The organism is Psychrobacillus faecigallinarum, assembly GCF_014836595.1.
In the GTDB taxonomy this organism is placed as follows: domain Bacteria; phylum Bacillota; class Bacilli; order Bacillales_A; family Planococcaceae; genus Psychrobacillus; species Psychrobacillus faecigallinarum.
Genome location: NZ_JACSQO010000002.1, coordinates 77,041 through 96,577 on the forward strand (window position 1 = coordinate 77,041; position 19,537 = coordinate 96,577).

The window sequence follows — 19,537 nt, forward strand, 5'->3', positions numbered from 1 at the left end:
CATAGTGACTCCTTTGTATAGGATAATAGTGATGAATTGGATAGGTATAAATATTAGGTTGAAGAATTCTTAAAAAGGGAAGTGTGAAACAATGAACTTAGAAACGGTAATGCAGGAGCTTGAAGCACTAGGCAAGGAAAGAACTAAAAAGATATATCTTTCTAACGGAGCACATGAACCGCTATTTGGCGTTGCAACAGGTGCAATGAAACCAATCGTAAAGAAGATAAAAATAAATCAGCATTTAGCTGAGGAACTATATGCCACTGGGAATTATGATGCGATGTACTTTGCGGGTATTATTGCAGATCCAAATGCAATGAGTGTGTCCGATTATGATCGATGGATGGATGCTGCTTATTTTTATATGCTGTCTGATTTTGTAGTAGCAGTTACTTTATCTGAGTCAGATATTGCACAGGAAGTTGCTGACAAATGGATTGCAAGCGGGGAAGAGCTAAGAATGTCTGCTGGATGGAGCTGCTATTGCTGGCTTTTAGGAAATCGAAAAGACGATGAATTTTCAGATGAGAAAATTTCCAATATGCTTGATATGGTAAAAAATACGATACATGAATCGCCAGAACGAGCGAAATCCTCTATGAATAACTTTATTTACACAGTAGGGCTTTCCTATTTACCGCTCCATAAGAAAGCATTAGAAACTGCTAAGGCTATAGGTCCTGTGGAAATAAAACGTGAGAAGAAAAAAAACAGTTTTCTTAATGCTTACGAAAATATTCAAAAAGAGATTGAAAAAGAAAGGCTTGGTTTTAAACGTAAACATGTAAGATGTTAATTTGTTAGAGGGATACTTAAAAACATCCAACTATAAAATTCACTTTTTATAGCATGTGCGTAATTGAATAAAATTGTATTCCATTGTCTGCTTTTAATTCCTAACTAATTAGGAAATAGAAGCAGCTTTTTTGTATTCTCGTTAATTTCCATTTTATATTCACTACTGGGGAATATTATCAATAGGATGGCGTCCTTTTATTCACTGTAGCTTCTAAGCTACAAGTCCAAAAGTATTATTAAGAATTGTACTAAAATAGCTTACATATTCATTTTTACTTCTATAAAAAAATTAGGCTTCTTCACCTTTTAAAATACCTGCTATTATTTTACATTATTTTCTTTACTTTTATTCGAAAAGGATACATTGTAAACTTATAAATACCATTTAGGTGCAACTTAAAACCCTCTAAAAAATTTTGAAAACAAGAGGTAATTAGTAATATTATTGTGTCTAAAATGGTACATATAAACCGTTCTAAAGTATTGAACATCAAAAAAATAGCATTTTAGAATTCATAAAATGTTGACACACTATTGTGAACGTTATAATAATAAAATTGTGAATAAATGGATAGGTAACTTTTACTAAAGAATCTAATAGTTTATCATGAACTCATTATTTGAAAATAACTTATCTTACATTTTATTTAGTAAGTCTTTGGGGAAAATAGTTTCTTACCCGGCAGAGTTCTTTTTCCATGTTTCACAAAAAAACATTAGGAGGTAATGTATGAAGAAGGCTAAGAAAACTATGTCAAAAATGATTGTAGTTGCAACCTCGGCTGCCTTAATTGCTAGTTATTCGGGAAGTGCCGTAAACGTTTTGGCGGCATCGAGTACTGATGCAATAAAAACGGCTGTAGAGCTCGAAGTAAAGGAAGCGAAAGAGGCAACTGTTAGTAAGTTTGACTTGTACGAAAATAGTTATTTAAACGCGTATAACGAAGTGTTTAAAGTAGCGAGAGAGGTTATTACATCCGTCACAACCAACGGCGGAAATTATTCTGGCTCTCCTGTTGAATATGCGATAGATGGAAATTTAAATACCCATTGGGAAACTGGAAAACCAAATAGTACTACATTTACTAATGAGTTGATATTCACCTTCAAGGATTCAACTGAATTAAACAGAATAGTTTATGCTGCAAGACAGTCAAGTGCGCAAGGAAAAGGTTTCGCCCAAGAGTTTGAGGTATATAGTTCTTCTACTGACACAGGTGATGACTTTGCATTAGTATCTCCAGGAGAATATAAAGGAACAACAGGAGATATAATTGAGATCGAATTTGATTCAACAGAGTTTAAGAGAATCAAATTTGTATTCAAAAAGGCAAATCAAGATTGGGCAAGTGCTGCTGAATTTGGCTTTTATAAAGAAGACCATGTAAGAGCTAGTATGAAATCATTATTTACAGATAGCACTTTTACTAAAGTAAGTGCTGAATTTAGTAGTGTCGAGGCTTTAAATAACTTAGATAAAGAAGCGCAAAATCATCCTTTATATGAACAATATAAAGAAGATATTGAGAATGCTAGAGCTTTAATTACGGAAGAAAAAATAGAATCTACAATAGCGACCACGAAGCAATTTAAATATTATTCGGATAACGAGTATTCAAAACTATTTAGAATGGATAACGATAATATTCTTAGCATTAGAAACAATGGAGGTCACTATAGCAGTTCTGTGATTGGAAATGCTGTGGATGGTAATATAAGTACATATTGGGAAACAAATAGAGCTAACACGACTAGTTTTTCTAACGAAGTAGAAGTGACCTTTAAAGAAGCAATTACTCTAGATAGAATTATGTACGGAGCAAGACCTGACAATAAAGGCTTTGCAGAGGAATTTGATATTTATGCCTCTCAAACATCAACAGGTGATACTTATCAGGTTGTAGCAAATGGACAACATAATCTAGTTACTGGATTAGTGGAAGCTAAGTTTGAACCTACAAATTTTAAGCGAATAAAATTTGTGTTCAAAAAGTCAAATCAAAACTGGGCAACGCTATCAGAATTAGCATTTTATAAAGAAGATGTTTCATCTAACAAAATGGCAAAGTTGTTTACGGATAGCAATAAAAATAGAGTAGCAGCTGAGTTTAATACGGTAGAAAAATTAAAAATCTTAGAAGATAGCGTCAAGGAACATCCTTTATATGATGTCGAGTTCAAAGAAGATCTTACCAATGCCTATGTATTAATAAATCAAGAAGATGTAGAGACAACCACAGCGGTAACAAGAGCTTTTGGTTACTATGATAACGTAGCATATACAGAGCTATTTAAAATGAATAATGAGAACATAAAAAGCATTCGTAATAATGGTGGGCATTATAGCAGTGCTGTCCTCGCGAATGCTATTGATGGGAACATAAGCACATACTGGGAAACAAATAGAACGAATACAGCTAGTTTTTCAAATGAGGTAGAATTAGAATTTAATGAATTGATAACGTTAAATAGAATCGTGTATGGGGCAAGATCTGACCGTAAAGGCTTTGCAGAGAACTTCGATATCTATGCTTCTCAAACGTCTAAAGGTGATACATATCAATTAGTGTCTACCGGTAAACACAATGTAATTAGCGGCTTAGTGGAAGCCAAATTTGTGCCTACACAATTTAAACGTGTGAAATTTGTATTCAAAAAATCAAATCAAAATTGGGCAACATTGTCAGAAATAGCATTCTATAAAGAAGATCCTATAGAAGATAAAATAAACAATATTTTCACTGATGATACAATGAGTGAGCTTACATCTGAATATAATGAGGTAGCTAAAATTAATGCGTTAGAAAACGAAGCAAAGGCACATCCATTATATAGTATTTTAAAATACCGTTTAGATTTAGCCAAACAGCTACTAAAAGGTGAAATCGTTACGGATGGAAGAATCATTCAAGTAGAGCAGCATGGGAATATGATGAGTCATGCTAACCAAAATTTAAAGTTTGGTTTCGGGAATAATTATCAACCAACAGGAATTGCTGCACTGCCAGGAGATAAAGTAACTGTTTATGTAGAGGCGGATTCAGATGGGCCACTACCACAAATTGTATTCGCTCAACAGGAAGGAAGTTTTGCTAACTGGGCTAGAACAGTAAATTTACAACCGGGAAAAAATGAAATTACTGTACCCGCAGTGCCTCAGGATAGCTGGTATAAACAAGAAGTTACAAAGGGCGGGACAATCTACATTCATAATCCATATACGCCAGAACAACAACAGACTTCACCAATCATTCGTATTGAGGGTGGAGAAAGAATACCTTTTGTAACGAAAGATACAAATCCAGAGGAGTTTAAAGCTTTTTTAATCGATTATAAAAATCGTTTGGATTTGGACAAACAGAATCATCCAAATGTGGAAGATAGAAAGCTGATCGATGTGGTGGAGGTAGTGAGTGACCACCTCGTATTCACTGGGACAGCAACTGGCGCCTATCAAACTTATTCCGTGAATGGTTACAACCCTTTAGACACTGTAAAATCCTATAATAATTATATGGATGAAATTTTTAAATTTTATGGGTTAGACGGAAGTAATGAAAAGAACGATCCGAAATATATTCGTGAGAATATAAGGTTAGCACAGCCATTTGGTTATATGTATGCATATACGAATCATATAGGTGTTCAAGGTGACGTTATGGAAAGTATGTTAGTGCCAGACAGCTATGGCTGGGGAATATCACATGAAATAGGGCACAGAATGGATGTTAACGCTCGACTTTATGGGGAAACAACAAACAATATGATTGCAATGCAAATGTCAGTATATTATGGAAAAACAGATCAACGAATTCCTTATGAAGATGATATCTATAAAACGATCTTCGATGATAATCCTAGTCCATATGAGCCACAAGGGTACTTCAAAAGACTGGGTGTATTCTGGCAATTGGAAATGTATCATAAGGATTATTGGGGAGAATTAAATAAGCTATACAGAGAAAGAGATATCTCAGCTGCTACGGAAGATGCTAAACAGCAGTATCTAGTCGAACTTTCATCTGAAGTAGTCGGTCAAGATTTAAGTGAACACTTTGCTAGACATGGCTTCACAGTGAACCAGGAAACAAAAGAAAAAGTTAGTAAATATCCAAAGCCTAAGAAAGTATGGTATTTAAATAATAGTGTACTAGGATATGAGGGTGTTGGATTTTCTAAAGGTGCTTCAGTAGATGTAAACATTGTTCGTGATACTGAAAAGAAAACTAATACAATTCATTTCGTTATGGACAAAGCTAATAAAGACGACTTACTTGGATATGAAATTAGTCGAAATGGTAAAATGATTGGATTTACTTCTACAGCATCATTTGTCGATCAAAATATTAGTTCGAACGAAAATTATACGTATCAAATAGTAGCCTATGATAAGAAATTAAATACCTCAGAGCCATTAGAAATTAAGGTATTTAAACCTACGCTTTCAGTTGAAGACCATCTGACACTTAAACTAAATCAAAGCTTCGATCCAATGTCTTATGTGAAGGCATCTGACTATCAAGGCATAGATATTACAGAAGATGTTGTCGTTAAATCAAATAATGTAAATACAACCCAAAAAGGGAACTATGAGATTGTTTACGAAGTAATCAATAAAGATATTAAAGAAACGAAAACGACACAAGTGACAGTAGTAAGTGACTTCGAATACGCTTCTGATATGAATCCTGTATCTTCTAACATAGCATGGGGTGGATATAAAAAAGATAAATCACCATCTGGGGGAACAATTGGTCTTGTTAGACAGGGACTAGAGGCAACGTACGCTAAAGGCATCGGCGCACATGCTATTTCAGAAATCGTGTATAACATTGATGGTAAGGGATTTGATTTCTTTGAAAGCTATATAGGAATTGATCAAGCCATGAGAGGAAAAGGTTCATCTGCAGCATTTGAAGTATGGGTAGATGGCGAAAAGAAATATATAAGCAATAATTTCAATTCAAACACAGACAGTGAATTTATAAGAGTTCCTTTAACTGAAGCTAAAGAAATAAAACTAGTAACGACCGATGCTGGAAATAATGGATCTGACCATACAGTGTGGGCGGATGCAAAGTTTACAAAAAACTCTAGTAAACCAGTTATTACTGTTAAATCAGAAGCAACTAAGGTTGGACAGCCTATCGATATCAAAGGACAATATTCAGCTGTAGATGCGGAAGATGGTGATTTGACTGATCGAGTAGAAGTTACAGGAGTTGATAAAGTTAACTTCAATAAAACTGGTAAATATGAGATTAAATATACTGTAACAGATAATGATAATATTACGGTAACAGAAATGAGAACAATTTCAGTAGTAAACATGGAAGACTACAAGTATCTTTCAGATTTCGATTGGAAGTCCACACAGAATAGCTATACCGCTCCTAAGAAAGATAAAGCAGTAAGTGATAACATTTTAAGATTAACAAATGAGAGTGGTAGTCAAGTCTCCTATGAAAAAGGGATTGGAGCACATTCAAATTCAACAATTGTATATGATTTAACAAATAAGGATGTAGATTACTTTACTTCATTTGTTGGGGTAGACCGTCAAATGTATGGCACTGTGGGCTCTGTTATATTCCAAGTATTTGTCGATGGTGAGAAGCGATTCGACAGTGGGCTCATGAATTCTAGAGATGCTCAAAAGTTTGTTGAAGTTAATTTAGCTGGAGCAAAAGAAATAAAATTAGTCGTAACTGACGGTGGGAATGGAAATGGATCTGACCATGCAACATGGGGTAATGCTAAATTACATTTCGCTAATAGTGAGAGAATTTATATGCAGGATTTAATGGTGATTATTGAAACTGCAAAAGCTATTAATGCAGAAGACTATACGAAAGAAAGCATGAATGCTCTAATAGCTAGCCTTGCAAAAGCAGAAGAAGTTCTAGCTAATACAAATGCTACTCAAACAGAAGTCGATGAAGCGGTAAATGCATTAGAAACAGCAAAAGCAGGTTTAGTTGAAGTAATATTAACACAAGTAATTACGATTAAAGACGATTATTTACGAGAATCTATTAAAAGTACATTAGGCTTAAAAGAGGAAATTACGCTTAATGATATGCGTAAGCTCACATCACTAACAAGTGAATCGAAAAGAGTACGTTCTCTTGAAGGTATAGAGTACGCACAAAATTTAGAGACGCTAGATATTTCTGGGAATGAAATAACAGATTTTTCTCCATTAAATGAGTTAAAAAATTTAAAAACGTTAATTGCTGACCTTCAATTTGTTGATGTGGGAGAATTAAAAGGTCCCCTAGTGGAAGTAGAAAACCTTGTTACAGGGTTCGATGGTAAAAAAGTAAGACCTGATGTAGCTGGACTTAACAAAACTATTACAAATAAAGAGATACAGTTAGATGTAAATGCATGGGAGAATAACCCAGAAAGGTTTACAATAGATCTTTCTGAGGAAGAGAAAGGACTTTATTGGTTAGGTCTTTCTTATAAAGTCGGAGAAAATACTGTAATCTTACGCTACCTAATCAACAATAAATAAAAATCATAGTTACAGAGGCAAAACTTTAGAAGCCCAGCTACCTTTTGGTAGCTGGGCTTCTTCTATTATCCTAAATATTTATAAATCCGGATCAACGACTTTCAAGTGCAAGAGCAGCTAGTCTATATCCTTGTATGATTTTTGACTTCGCAATTGATATAATGCTTTATCGAGCATTTGTTTATTCTTTTCCATAATTTCTATTTTTCTAGGTATAGGCTCGTAGAGAGGATGAGGATCCATCCAAGTTGGGATAAAGGGAACCGGCGATTCTGGACTCCATTTTTCTATCCAAGTTTTTGGTAGATCTCCTGTTGGAGATTGGATATCATTCATCTCCATCCAAAGCAAAGACCAGGCTCTTGGGACAACTCTCCAAATGTCATATCCGCCTCCACCTACAGCAATCCATCGACCATCACAATATTTATGTGCTAATTCATGAGCAAGCTTAGGTATTTCCCGATAAATATTCATCGTTCCATACAGATGGGTAAGAGGGTCAAAATAATGGGCATCTGCACCATTTTGACTTAGAATGACATCTGGCTTAAACCACTCTACAATCTCAGTAAAGCTAGTACGATATATATCTAGAAACGACTCATCCTCTGTGAAGGCATCAATAGGAAAGTTAAAAGAAGTACCATAACCTTCTGCTGTCCCTCTCTCAGTAATATTACCTGTTCCGGGGAAGAGATATCTTCCAGTTTCATGAATGGAAATAGTGCAAACATTTGGATCGTCGTAGAAGCTCCATTGTACTCCATCACCGTGGTGAGCATCCGTATCTATGTAAAGAACACGAGCATTAAATTTTTCTTGCATATACTTGATAGCAACAGAACTATCATTATACACACAAAACCCAGATGCTCTGCCTTTGAAGCCATGGTGTAACCCACCACCTAAATTTATTGCATGCGTCGATTTTCCCTCCATAACATAATCAACGGCAGTTAAGGTGCCCCCAACTAAACTAGCGCTTGCCTCATGCATATGAGGGAAAATGGGAGTGTCTTCCGTACCTATCCCATAACTCTCGTATTTAGAGGTATCACCAGTTTCGAGGCTAGCTTTTTTTACTATATCAATATAGCTAGGGTCGTGCACTAGACTCAGTTCTTCATCAGTGGCTATGCGAGGTGCAACGATCTCTGAAGATGATAATGCATTCATTTCCTTTAGAAGGTCTACAGTAAGTGTCAGACGTTTTTGGTTAAAGGGATGTGTATCGGAAAATTTATAACCAAGCTGATTCTCTGAAAAGATAAAGACGGCATTCTTTTTCATACAATCAATCCCGGTTGACTTGGCCATAAAACTTCAAACCCAGCATCTTTTACTGCCTGCACTAATTTAAGAGTATTCATCGTTTTAACGCGTAGTACTAAAATTTTATACTCACTATCGTTTTTATCAGGATATACCAATACACTAAGTAAATTCATTTTTTGCTCATAAAATACTTTGGATATTTCAAATAAGACGCCAGGTCGGTTGGGCACTCTTATTTCCATTTGGGATCCCGGCTGGTGGACACCAGTTAACTCTATAAATTTATAAAGAAGATCAGATTCTGTAATCATGCCGACTAACTTTCCTTGGCTTGTGATAGGCAGGCAGCCAATTCGATTGTCGTAAAAAATACATGCGGTTTCTTCCACGAAATCTAGCGGATGTCCTGTTATAGGATTCTTAGTCATAATTTTTTCTAATGGCATATTTAAAACATCCGCATCTTGTATAACTTGAAGGGAGGAGGGGGTTGCTTCCTTTAAGTCACGATCAGTTACCACCCCTAGTACTTCACGTTCCTCGTTAATAATTGGTATATGCCTAATACGTTGTTCTTTTAAAACTTTTAAAGCATCATTTATTGTATGTGATGGTGTTAAAGTAGGTACTGATGTATTCATGATTTCTTCTACAAGCATAAAACCAAACCCCTTTATAAGAAATTTAAAACATCTTTGTTAGTACATAAAACGGTTCATAAAGCGCAGCTGATCAAATTGCTGAATGGATTCATTGTCAACTCGACTTCCAATTTTGGCCATCAAGCAATTGGCAGGATGTGAGCTAATCTCTGGATCGTCAGTAGCGTAATATTCAAGCCCTCCGGCCATCATCATTTTCTCCATCATCTTTCGATACTCCCATACATTTAAACCAGTTCCCTTTAAGTCCCAATGCCAGTAATACTCAGTCGTGATCGTAATGTAATCCTCCATTGCGTCATCCATCATTGACACACGAAGTAATTCTTTTCCAACTCCGGTTCCACGAAATTTTGGAATGACTTCAATAGCACCTAATTCTATCAAATTTTCCATATTCCCTTGGGACCATCTTTCTAGTGGATCTGGATGGAGGAACGTACAGTATCCGACAATCATATTCTTATCTCTGACAATGATAATCCTGCCTTCGGGTAATTTTGCAATTTCGATAATTGCCTTATGCTGTTGTGCAGGATTACGGAACGCTATTAACTCTTCATGGAAAGTCAGATTTGCTAAATCTTCAGATGGTACCGGTCCTTCAATAACGATAGTGCCATGTTTCGTTTCTTTCTCTATCGAATTAAAAACTTTTTTGTGTTCCACATATTCACCACCTATAATTTAGTAACAGTTGCCACTATTATACATGATTTTTTATGAAGAAAGGGAATTCTATAAAACTGTAACAAAAGATTCTAAAAAGTAAAAACATTAGCATTATTTAATGAGAGTATTGTAGAATATAAGAGTGTATATTTATAGAAAGGGTGAATGGGATGAAAATCGAAGCGCTACCTGTAGTACAAGAGGAGTATCAATTAAAGGACTATGATGCTACTGCACGAGATTTCCAATGGGAAGAAGCCGAAAAGACTTTTACTTGGTATGAAACAGGGAAGGTAAATATGGCATACGAAGCGATTGATCGTCACGCAAAATCAGATAAAAAGGACAAAGTTGCCCTTTACTATCAAGATGCTGATCGTAAGGAGTCGTATACTTTCGGTGATATGAAAACTTGGACTGATAAAGCTGCAAACGTTTACAAAGAGCACTCTAACCTAGCAAAAGGAGATCGTCTTTTCATCTTTATGCCAAGATCTCCGGAGTTATATTTTGCGTTGTTAGGAGCAGTAAAAATGGGAACAATCGTTGGCCCATTGTTTGAAGCCTTTATGGAGGGGGCAGTATATGATCGTCTTCTTGATAGTGAGGCAAAGGCCATTGTAACCACACCTGACTTGCTAGGAAGAATACCATTGGATCGCCTACCAGATTTAGAAACTGTTTTCTTAGTAGGAGACAATATTAAAGAAGATGATAAGTTTATAGATTTTAATAAGGCTCTAAAAAATGCATCTGATGCTTTTGAAATCGAGTGGGTAGATAAGGAAGACGGACTAATTTTACATTATACTTCTGGCTCCACCGGGAAGCCAAAAGGAATTTTACACGTTCATTATGCGATGGTACAACAATACCAATCCATGAAATGGGTTATGGATATAAGAGATGATGATATATATTGGTGTACAGCTGACCCTGGGTGGGTTACTGGAACATCCTATGGAATTTTTGGCCCTTGGCTAGCAGGAACAACTTCACTTATTTTAGGTGGACGTTTTTCACCAGATGCTTGGTATAAAGCAATAGAAGAATATAAGATTACTGTTTGGTACAGTGCTCCAACTGCATTTCGTATGTTAATGGGGGCAGGGGATGGTATCGTGAAGAAGTATGATCTTACCTCCCTACGCCATGTATTATCGGTTGGTGAGCCACTAAACCCTGAAGTTATTAAGTGGGGCATGCAGGTGTTCAATAAGCGAATTCATGATACTTGGTGGATGACAGAAACAGGTGCTCAAATGATTTGTAACTATGGCTGCCTTCCTATTAAGCCGGGCTCTATGGGTAAACCATTACCAGGTGTAAAAGCTGCTATTATTGATAACAATGGCGTGGAAGTTCCGCCATTTACAATGGGTAACTTGGCTATCAAAAAAGGCTGGCCATCTATGATGCGTCAAGTTTGGAAAAACCAAGAAAAATTTGAATCCTACTTTATTAATGATGAGTGGTACTTCTCAGGTGACTCTGCCTATATGGATGATGATGGCTACTTTTGGTTCCAAGGTAGAGTGGATGATGTAATTATGACTTCTGGTGAGCGAGTTGGGCCATTTGAAGTGGAAAGTAAATTATTAGAGCATCCTGCTATTCTAGAAGCAGGTGTAATAGGTAAGCCAGATCCAGTGCGTGGAGAGATTATTAAAGCGTTTGTTGCTTTAAATGAAGGGTATGAGCCTTCTGATGAACTGATTGAAGAAATTCAACAATTTGTGAAGAAGGGTCTTGCTGCTCATGCGGCTCCAAGAGAAATTGAGTTTAAGGATAAGCTTCCTAAAACTAGAAGTGGTAAGATAATGCGCCGAGTCTTAAAGGCTTGGGAATTACAACTTCCGACTGGCGACTTATCTACGATGGAAGATTGATAATAAAGGTCGTAGCATTGAAAAAAATGCTACGGCTTTTTTTTATGAATGATATAAATAACATTTACATAAAAATGGCTATGTTAAAGGTCAGGATTGATTTTTTGTGGGGTGGTATAGTTTGTGAAATGTTACACTGAAATTAACGCAAGTATAGTTGAATGGCTTAGGTTCAATATCTAATATATTTATTTGGAAGGTGTTTTCAGTTATGGAGTTAATTGTGTTTTCCCTAGGTGGATTTTCGATACTTTATTTTGTAATTCAGGCCGCAGTTACAAAAGGAATTAACAGTTCAATAATTGGGAAATTACTTGAAAAAGAATACGAGGAAAGGGTAAATGAAAGAGTAAATGAAAGTTTAACAATTGATGATGTGCTTGAGAAATATAAAAAGAGAGATGATAAAAACAAGAGTTGATGCTAATTTCTTTTACTAAGGGGTGCTTAGTAAAAAATGTACATCAAAATTTCAATAGCAAAATAAAAAATGGTTAGGGAATCTAAACAGTTTTTTTACATCACGACTGAATTATACGAGAACAAAACCTGTTGCTTTGTAATAAAGTTTAATCAAAAATACCCACGAACCCATATTTTACTGTAAACAAGAAGAATCCATTTTGAAAGAAAGTTTGATCAAAATAGATTCTTCTCTTGCATATTTTAAATATCGGTATTATAAGTAAAGTTTAATCATTTTATAAATGTGCTGCTCAACAATCGCTCCCATTAGTGGAATAACCAAAATATGATCTATGCCCTAATAAAATCAGTTGCTTCTTGTTGAACTAATGCATCCGTTTGTTTATGTATATTTAGTCACATACGGGTGTTATTTGGTTTTGAGTTCTAGAAAAGAGGTTTATTCAACAATCTCACTTTCAATGGAACCTTCTGTAAAATCTTTTTTTTTGATTTTATATCCTATATATAGAATCAAAAACCATATAGGTGCTACAACTAATGCTATTCGCATGTCCTCAATAAATCCAATTAAGACAATGACAAGCGCTAAAAATGTTAATGCTAGATAGGTTGAAATTGGATATAATGGCATTTTAAATGCTAGTTTTTCTATTTCTTTTTTTGTTTTTGATTGTCTGAATTTTAGTTGGGCAACCAGGATAATCGTCCAGCTGGTAATAACCGCAACCGTGGCAACAGCAGAAATATACAAAAACACTTTTTCAGGAACAATATAATTCAAAACTACTGCGACTAATAAAAACAATGAAGAGAACAGGATTCCACGTCTTGGACTACCATTTTTGCTAAGCTTTCCGAAATATTTCGGACCGTTATTTTGCAGTGATAAATTGTGTAACATTCTGCCAGAAGCGAATAACCCACTATTAAAAGCAGATAATGCTGCTGTTATGACAACAAAATTAATTATATGCGCAGCACCAGGAATTCCTACCTTTTCAAAAATTAAAACAAATGGGCTCCCATTTGTGCCTACCTCATTCCAGGGATATATAGCCATCATGACTCCTAATGCACCAATATAAAAAATTAATATCCTCCAGATAACATTGTTGATGGCCAATGGAATTGATTTTTGAGGATTTTTCGCTTCCCCTGCCGTAATTCCAACTAATTCTACCCCTCCAAATGAAAACATCACGAGGACCAAGGACATTACAATACCGTTGATTCCATTTGGCATGAACCCTCCATGAATCCAAAGATTGTCCAAACCGATTGGCTGTCCTCCGTTCCCGATTCCCAGGAAGATGATTCCTAGTCCAAGGAGAATCATTCCGATAATGGCTACAACTTTAATCAGTGCAAACCAGAATTCAAACTCTCCATATGCTTTTACATTGGCAAGGTTTATCAGTGTAATTACGATAAGTACAGCCAGTGCTACCAGCCACTGTGGAATATCAGGAAACCAGTAATTCACATAAACACCAGTCACCGTTATTTCTGCCATCCCAACGACAACCCACATAAACCAATAGGTCCAGCCAGTTAAGTAACCTGCAAACGCCCCTAAATATCGATGTGCATATGAACTAAATGAACCAGAAACCGGTTCGTCCACAGCCATTTCCCCAAGTGCTCTCATAATGGTAAAAATAACTAAGCCTCCGACTAAATATGAGAACAAAATGGATGGACCAGCCATTTGAATGGTTGCACTCGAACCATAGAACAATCCAACTCCAATTGCACCTCCAAGTGCAATTAACTGGATATGCCTATTATCTAAACCCCGTTGAAGTCTCTGATTTTGATTACCTTTACTCAATCATTATTCCTCCTTAAAATATTATTTCTAATATTGCAAGGATATAAAAAAAAAAGTATAAAAAAACGCCCTTTTGGATTAACCAAAAGGACGATTCAACTCGTGTTACCACCTTTAATGCATAAGCAACTCATATTGCTTACCTTTGTAAGTACAGTCATCTGACGATACTTTAGCACATGATTACGGGTGCTAAGCCGGTGTAGCCTACTAAGGAATCCTATTCAGTACACTGCTCCAAGATGAATTCACAATCGTTCAACATGCACCTCTCATCAACCGGTAACTTTCTGTCTGTTTGCATGATTGCTACTATTTCTTATCATAGCCTTTATTCTTATATCCCGAAATGTTTTAAACAAATCTTCGTTATGCAAATATTAATTATATATTATATTATAGATTAATTTAACTTTGTCAATATAAAATGTTCTGCTTCAACTCCCTCAGTTTAATACGATTTTCTTTAAATATGTTATTCAAGAATAGGGCCCTGATATAGATATTAACTACCATCAGACTGTTAGCCTGATAGGCAAGTTTATTTCTTTTATTCCTTTAAAGATACAGAAAAAGAATTTAGAGTTAGATATGCAATCAGTTGAATAAAAGAAATCCAGCTTCATATGTTGCTTAACAGATTCTGTATAATAATTTTATTCTTTGAAGGAATTCATTTATGAAATAGAGAACTATAGTGTGAATGACAATACTATAGTAGAGGTGAGTAATATGGGGTTTCAGGCTGATAAGATATTCGTAAATTTAGCAGTAAAAGATTTAAATAAGACTAAGGAATTTTTTTCTAAATTGGGGTTTGAATTCAATTCCCAGTTTACCAATGAATTTGCAGCAAGCATGATTATTAGTGATAATATATTTGCTATGTTGTTAGTTGAAGAACATTTTAAGACTTTTACGAAAAAAGAAATCGCCGATTCTACAAGAAGTAATGAAGCGATCTTGGCACTATCTGTTGATAGTAAAGAAAAAGTCGTTGCGATCGTAAACAAAGCTTTAGAAGCAGGCGGGAAACCTACAATGGATCCACAAGACCATGGGTTTATGTATGGATGGAGTTTTGAGGATATTGACGGTCATCTTTGGGAGCTTTTTTACATGGATGAAAGTGCAATAAAATAATTTATTCTAAACATTAAGTAACTCACAATAAACCGAATGAGGAAGCTAGCACATGATGTTGGCTTTTTTGTGTTACATAATGAAGATTATGTGGAACAGAGTTACAGTTGCTTATTAAACTATTGGGAGCTTTACTTTAAGAAGAGGCTATTGCCTTTTTTCTTATTCAACCATAGAGGCAAGTTTGTTTAATAATAACATTCAGGTTTTTATGGTAATGTGGAGGAATTTAAGGTGGTTGATCAATGTATATTAAAAAAGTTTTAGCATTTTTATTAATTGCAGTTACTCTTTTTTATGTTTCCTATCTTATGGTGTATAAACTTTCATTTTTACCAAATGGATATGATATTGAAGAAATTAAAAAAGATTATGTTTCGCTAAAATCATTCAATTTCTTAGGAGTTGAAAAACATATAATAACTCTGCCCTTTTCTGAGGATGACACTTGGAAAATTGATGAAATTGAATATGCAGTAAATAGACAAAAGGAATTTTTATGGCTGTTGTTTTCTTTTGTTACTATTTCAGGATTTTTGTTGATTTATAAGGTTCTAAATGGATTAAAATTATGGAAAGCAGTCTTAGAAAGTAATATTGTTTTTGCTGTTTTGTTACCTCTTCTTCCTGTTCTAAACTCATTGAATAGGTTATTTGACTTAATCTCCTGATTACTCAACTACCGATTGCTTTACTTTAAGAAATGTAAAGCCTTTTTTCTTATTGTACTAACGGTCAGTATTGTTCAATAATCAAAGAGAAACATTTATTAAAAATAGGTGAAAAGTAGATGAATAGTTCCAGTTGATACTGTTGGGGAGATGAGTAAGAATATAAAAATAATTTAATGCAAAATTAGTGAAATGATTCTTTTTATCACGGGCAATGCTAGTATCTTACTATTTTAATCATCCCTTTGTTAATACTAGAATTTCAATACAGGATAATGCAAGATAGCATGAATTTAGGAGGCATTAAAATTTGAAAATCCAAAAAATAGATCATGTTGGTGTAATCGTAAATGATCTCTCTGCCACTAAAGAGTTTTTTCTCGATTTTGGACTTGAGGTGAAAGGGGAATGGGAAATGGAAGGAGAGTTGATGGGATATGCAGTTAGGCTTAATAACGCTAAAGTAGCGTGTGTAGGATTGGGAACACCAGACGGTCAGACATGGATAGAGCTAATCAAATTTTATTCACCGTCAGATGAAAAAGATATTCAGCAAACCTTTGCTAATACCCTTGGTATCCGTCATATTGCATTTACTGTTGAAGATATTGAAGCTGTTGTTGCTAAACTGAAAAAGAAGGGTACGGAAATATTTAGTGAGATACAGCGATATGAAGAAAGTTATAAATTATGCTACGTTCGTGGTCCAGAGGGAATTATTTTGGAGTTGGCTGAAGAAATCAAATAAGCAGTGTAAAAAATTGTTACTTTCTATTTTTTTAGTTTGTGAAGAAATGTACTTAAGCTAACGAGTGCTTTAGCAAAACAAGATCATCATTTTATGAGGGTCTATTTTTTATCTAATCATCCAGTGGACCTCAGAAGAAATCCATTGTGAAATGTTACACTTAAACTAAAGCGATAGTTTAGTTGAAGAAGTTTTTTTCGATTGGGATAAATAATATTTGTAAATTATTGAACAAAAATTTTTATTTTGTGCTCTCATCGCTAAATCAAAAAACAATCTCTTGAAATTACCGAACTAAAGAAAATAAGGATGTACTCTGGTAGGAAAGCTTTGTATTAAACGTTCAGAAATTAGTGGTCTTGGTTATAATAACAATGTTTTCAAATTTATTGCGATAATTAGACCTTCTACTATATTATAAACGATTGAAATATATGTGATAATTCTTAATGATTTGGGTATTAATACTTGGAGATAATTGTTTTGACTCGTGGGTATCCATGTATTAAGATAATGATTACCAAGTATGTTTATCTGAATTAGGAGGAATCATGACATGAAAAAATTTAGCTATTTGCTATTATTGATTATTTCTGCTGTGCTAGTGTTAGCTGCATGCAGCGGCAAAGAGAACGGAAACGAAGGCGGAAATGGAAATCAAAACGAATCGGGCAATGCTGATGGGGATCTGCTAGCGAAGGTAAAAAACAGCAGTGAGCTATTGGTCGGTACTGAAGGAACATACGCACCTTTCACATTCCATGATGAGTCTGGTAAGTTGACTGGGTTTGACGTTGAGATTGTAGAAGAAATTGCTTCACGCCTTGGCGTAAAGGCAAAATTCATGGAAACACAGTGGGATGCAATGTTCCCGGGTCTAGATTCAGAACGTTTCGATATGATTGCCAACCAAGTGGGAATTAAACCAGAACGCCAAGAAAAATATGATTTCTCTGACCCATATATTTCATCATCTGCAGTATTGGTAACACAAGCAGACAACAATGACGTTAAAGCATTTGAAGATATTAAAGGCTTGAAATCTGCTCAATCCCTTACAAGCAACTACGGTGAAATAGCGAAGTCATATGGGGCTGAATTAGTTGGCATTGACGGGTTCATTCAAGCAATTGAATTGTTGAATTCAAACCGTGTAGATGTAACCATCAACGATAAATTAACTGTACTTGATTACCAAAAACAAAAACCTGAAGCAAATATCAAGATTGTAGCAGAAGCTGACGATGCTGCACAAAGTGGTTTGATGTTCCGTAAAGGAAGCGAAACACTAGTGGAAGCTGTAAACAAAGCATTGAACGAAATGATCGAAGATGGCACGTACAACGAAATTTCTGAGAAATGGTTCGGCGAAAATGTTTTGGAATGATCCTGATAAAGTGGAGCGCTATATAGATATTGCTCAATCTTCTCTCCTCCCTCTGTTGGAGGGTGCTGTTGTATATACGCTCCCATTGACGCTAATTACATTCGTTTGTGGACTTGTACTAGCAATTCTTACAGCGTTGGCTAGAATATCAACCATCAAACCGTTCCAATGGATTGCACGCATTTATGTCTCCGCCATTCGGGGAACGCCTTTATTGGTACAGTTGTTTATTCTATTTTATGGTTTGGGATCAGTTGGGGTTGTCATTGACCCGTTCCCAGCCGCTGTTATTGGGTTTTCATTGAATGTGGGGGCATACGCTTCTGAAGTGATCCGTGCGGCTATCCTATCTATCCCTAAAGGGCAGTGGGAAGCTGCACAAATGATAGGGATGACTTATTCCCAGACATTGCGCCGAGTTATTTTGCCTCAGGCTACAAGAGTATCCATCCCGCCTCTTTCGAATACATTCATCGGTCTGGTGAAAGATACTTCTTTGGCATCTGCTATTCTAGTAACCGAAATGTTTAGAAGAGCGCAAGAGATTGCGGCATTCAACTATGAGGTCCTATTACTTTATACTGAGGTTGCTATCCTGTATTGGATCATCTGTTTCTTGCTTTCGCTTGTCCAAGGTAGATTGGAAAATCGATTCGATCGCTACGTAATGAAATAAATCTATTTAACGGATGAAGTAGAAAGGAGAATAGGATTGATAAAAATTAATGGACTGCACAAACGATTTGGCGACCTTGAAGTTTTGAAGGGAATCGACCTGGAAATCGATCAAGGTAAAGTGGTCGTTGTCATCGGACCTTCAGGTTCTGGAAAAACGACTTTGCTTCGCTGTCTGAATATACTGGAAGTCCCTTCGGCTGGAAGCATTTCCATTGACGGCCAAACGATTGATTTTTCCAAACCTGTACCTAAGAAAGAAGTTGATTTAATCAGAAGAAAATCAGCAATGGTTTTCCAGCACTACAATCTTTTCCCTCATATGACGGCACTTCAGAACGTCATGGAAGGGCCGATGATCGTGCAACAGAAATCAAAAGAAGAAGCCCGTCAAAAAGCAACACAATTATTGACTAAAGTAGGGCTGGGAGACAAACTTGACTATTATCCACATCAGCTTTCTGGCGGACAACAGCAGCGTGTAGGGATTGCCAGAGCCCTTGCGCTAGAGCCAAAAGTAATGCTTTTCGATGAACCGACTTCTGCACTGGATCCCGAGCTCGTAGGGGAAGTACTGCAGGTCATGAAAGATCTCGCAGGGACGGGCATTACCATGGTCGTAGTTACCCATGAAATGCGGTTTGCAAACGATGTAGCATCTGAAGTTATCTTTATGGATCAAGGGAAGATCGTCGAACGAAGCCAGCCGTCCGAGATGTTCACAAATCCTAAAGAAGAGCGGACAAGACAGTTCCTGAATTTGATTCAATAATGAAAAGCCCTTTCCTCAATTCAGTGATTTATTGAGGTAGGGCTTTTATTATGATTAGG

At 35.8% G+C, this 19,537-nt stretch carries 14 protein-coding genes and 1 other annotated feature; of the genes, 10 read left to right on the forward strand and 4 right to left on the reverse strand.

The genetic code is table 11. From position 1 onward, the window contains the following. Positions 1–91 precede the first annotated feature (91 nt). Positions 92–799 (forward strand): DNA alkylation repair protein, encoded by a 708-nt coding sequence (locus tag H9650_RS05115; RefSeq protein ID WP_144535271.1) that lies wholly within the window; start codon positions 92–94, stop codon positions 797–799. Positions 800–1,531: 732 nt separating this feature from the next. Next, positions 1,532–7,321: an NPCBM/NEW2 domain-containing protein gene (locus tag H9650_RS05120; protein WP_191696749.1), complete on the forward strand. Its 5,790-nt coding sequence runs from the start codon at positions 1,532–1,534 to the stop codon at positions 7,319–7,321. A 117-nt stretch (positions 7,322–7,438) separates the two neighbouring features. Here the strand turns inward: H9650_RS05120 and H9650_RS05125 are convergent, their stop codons facing one another. The 3 genes from H9650_RS05125 to H9650_RS05135 are packed head-to-tail and all read right to left on the reverse strand — an operon-like array spanning position 7,439 to position 9,930. Then, on the reverse strand, positions 7,439–8,614 hold the full coding sequence (locus H9650_RS05125) for an acetoin utilization protein AcuC (RefSeq protein WP_225215929.1): 1,176 nt from the start codon (positions 8,612–8,614) through the stop codon (positions 7,439–7,441). After that, positions 8,611–9,258 (reverse strand): acetoin utilization AcuB family protein, encoded by a 648-nt coding sequence (locus H9650_RS05130; protein WP_144535279.1) that lies wholly within the window; start codon positions 9,256–9,258, stop codon positions 8,611–8,613. Before H9650_RS05130 ends, H9650_RS05125 begins: the two co-directional genes overlap by 4 nt. Positions 9,259–9,297: 39 nt before the next feature. Further along, entirely contained in the window at positions 9,298–9,930 is a 633-nt protein-coding gene (locus H9650_RS05135; RefSeq protein ID WP_144535281.1) for a GNAT family N-acetyltransferase, read from the reverse strand. 173 nt (positions 9,931–10,103) lie between these two features. Here H9650_RS05135 and acsA point away from each other — a divergent pair, with 173 nt between their 5' ends. After that, positions 10,104–11,822, forward strand: coding sequence for an acetate--CoA ligase (acsA, locus tag H9650_RS05140; RefSeq protein ID WP_144535283.1), 1,719 nt, complete (start codon positions 10,104–10,106; stop codon positions 11,820–11,822). A gap of 211 nt (positions 11,823–12,033) precedes the next feature. Then, a complete protein-coding gene (locus H9650_RS05145) occupies positions 12,034–12,243 on the forward strand; it encodes a hypothetical protein (RefSeq protein WP_144535285.1) in 210 nt (69 codons plus the stop codon). Positions 12,244–12,687: 444 nt separating this feature from the next. Here the strand turns inward: H9650_RS05145 and H9650_RS05150 are convergent, their stop codons facing one another. Further along, entirely contained in the window at positions 12,688–14,082 is a 1,395-nt protein-coding gene (locus H9650_RS05150; RefSeq protein ID WP_154310320.1) for an amino acid permease, read from the reverse strand. A gap of 83 nt (positions 14,083–14,165) precedes the next feature. Then, positions 14,166–14,417: a binding site (T-box leader), on the reverse strand. Positions 14,418–14,814: 397 nt separating this feature from the next. Here H9650_RS05150 and H9650_RS05155 point away from each other — a divergent pair. The 6 genes from H9650_RS05155 (at position 14,815) to H9650_RS05180 (ending at position 19,478) form a co-directional block, all read left to right on the forward strand. Continuing rightward, on the forward strand, positions 14,815–15,225 hold the full coding sequence (locus tag H9650_RS05155) for a VOC family protein (protein ID WP_191696918.1): 411 nt from the start codon (positions 14,815–14,817) through the stop codon (positions 15,223–15,225). A 245-nt stretch (positions 15,226–15,470) separates the two neighbouring features. Next, positions 15,471–15,896, forward strand: coding sequence for a hypothetical protein (locus H9650_RS05160; protein ID WP_191696750.1), 426 nt, complete (start codon positions 15,471–15,473; stop codon positions 15,894–15,896). 310 nt (positions 15,897–16,206) lie between these two features. Then, positions 16,207–16,644 carry a VOC family protein gene (locus H9650_RS05165; RefSeq protein ID WP_191696751.1) on the forward strand — a complete coding sequence of 146 codons (438 nt, stop codon included), beginning with the start codon at positions 16,207–16,209 and terminating at the stop codon, positions 16,642–16,644. Positions 16,645–17,200: 556 nt separating this feature from the next. Further along, positions 17,201–18,031, forward strand: a complete 831-nt coding sequence (locus H9650_RS05170) for an amino acid ABC transporter substrate-binding protein (RefSeq protein WP_151113490.1) — start codon at positions 17,201–17,203, stop codon at positions 18,029–18,031. Next, entirely contained in the window at positions 18,018–18,707 is a 690-nt protein-coding gene (locus H9650_RS05175) for an amino acid ABC transporter permease (protein ID WP_144535296.1), read from the forward strand. The genes H9650_RS05170 and H9650_RS05175 overlap by 14 nt, the downstream gene beginning before the upstream one ends. A gap of 36 nt (positions 18,708–18,743) precedes the next feature. Continuing rightward, entirely contained in the window at positions 18,744–19,478 is a 735-nt protein-coding gene (locus H9650_RS05180) for an amino acid ABC transporter ATP-binding protein (RefSeq protein WP_191696752.1), read from the forward strand. Positions 19,479–19,537: the final 59 nt, after the last annotated feature.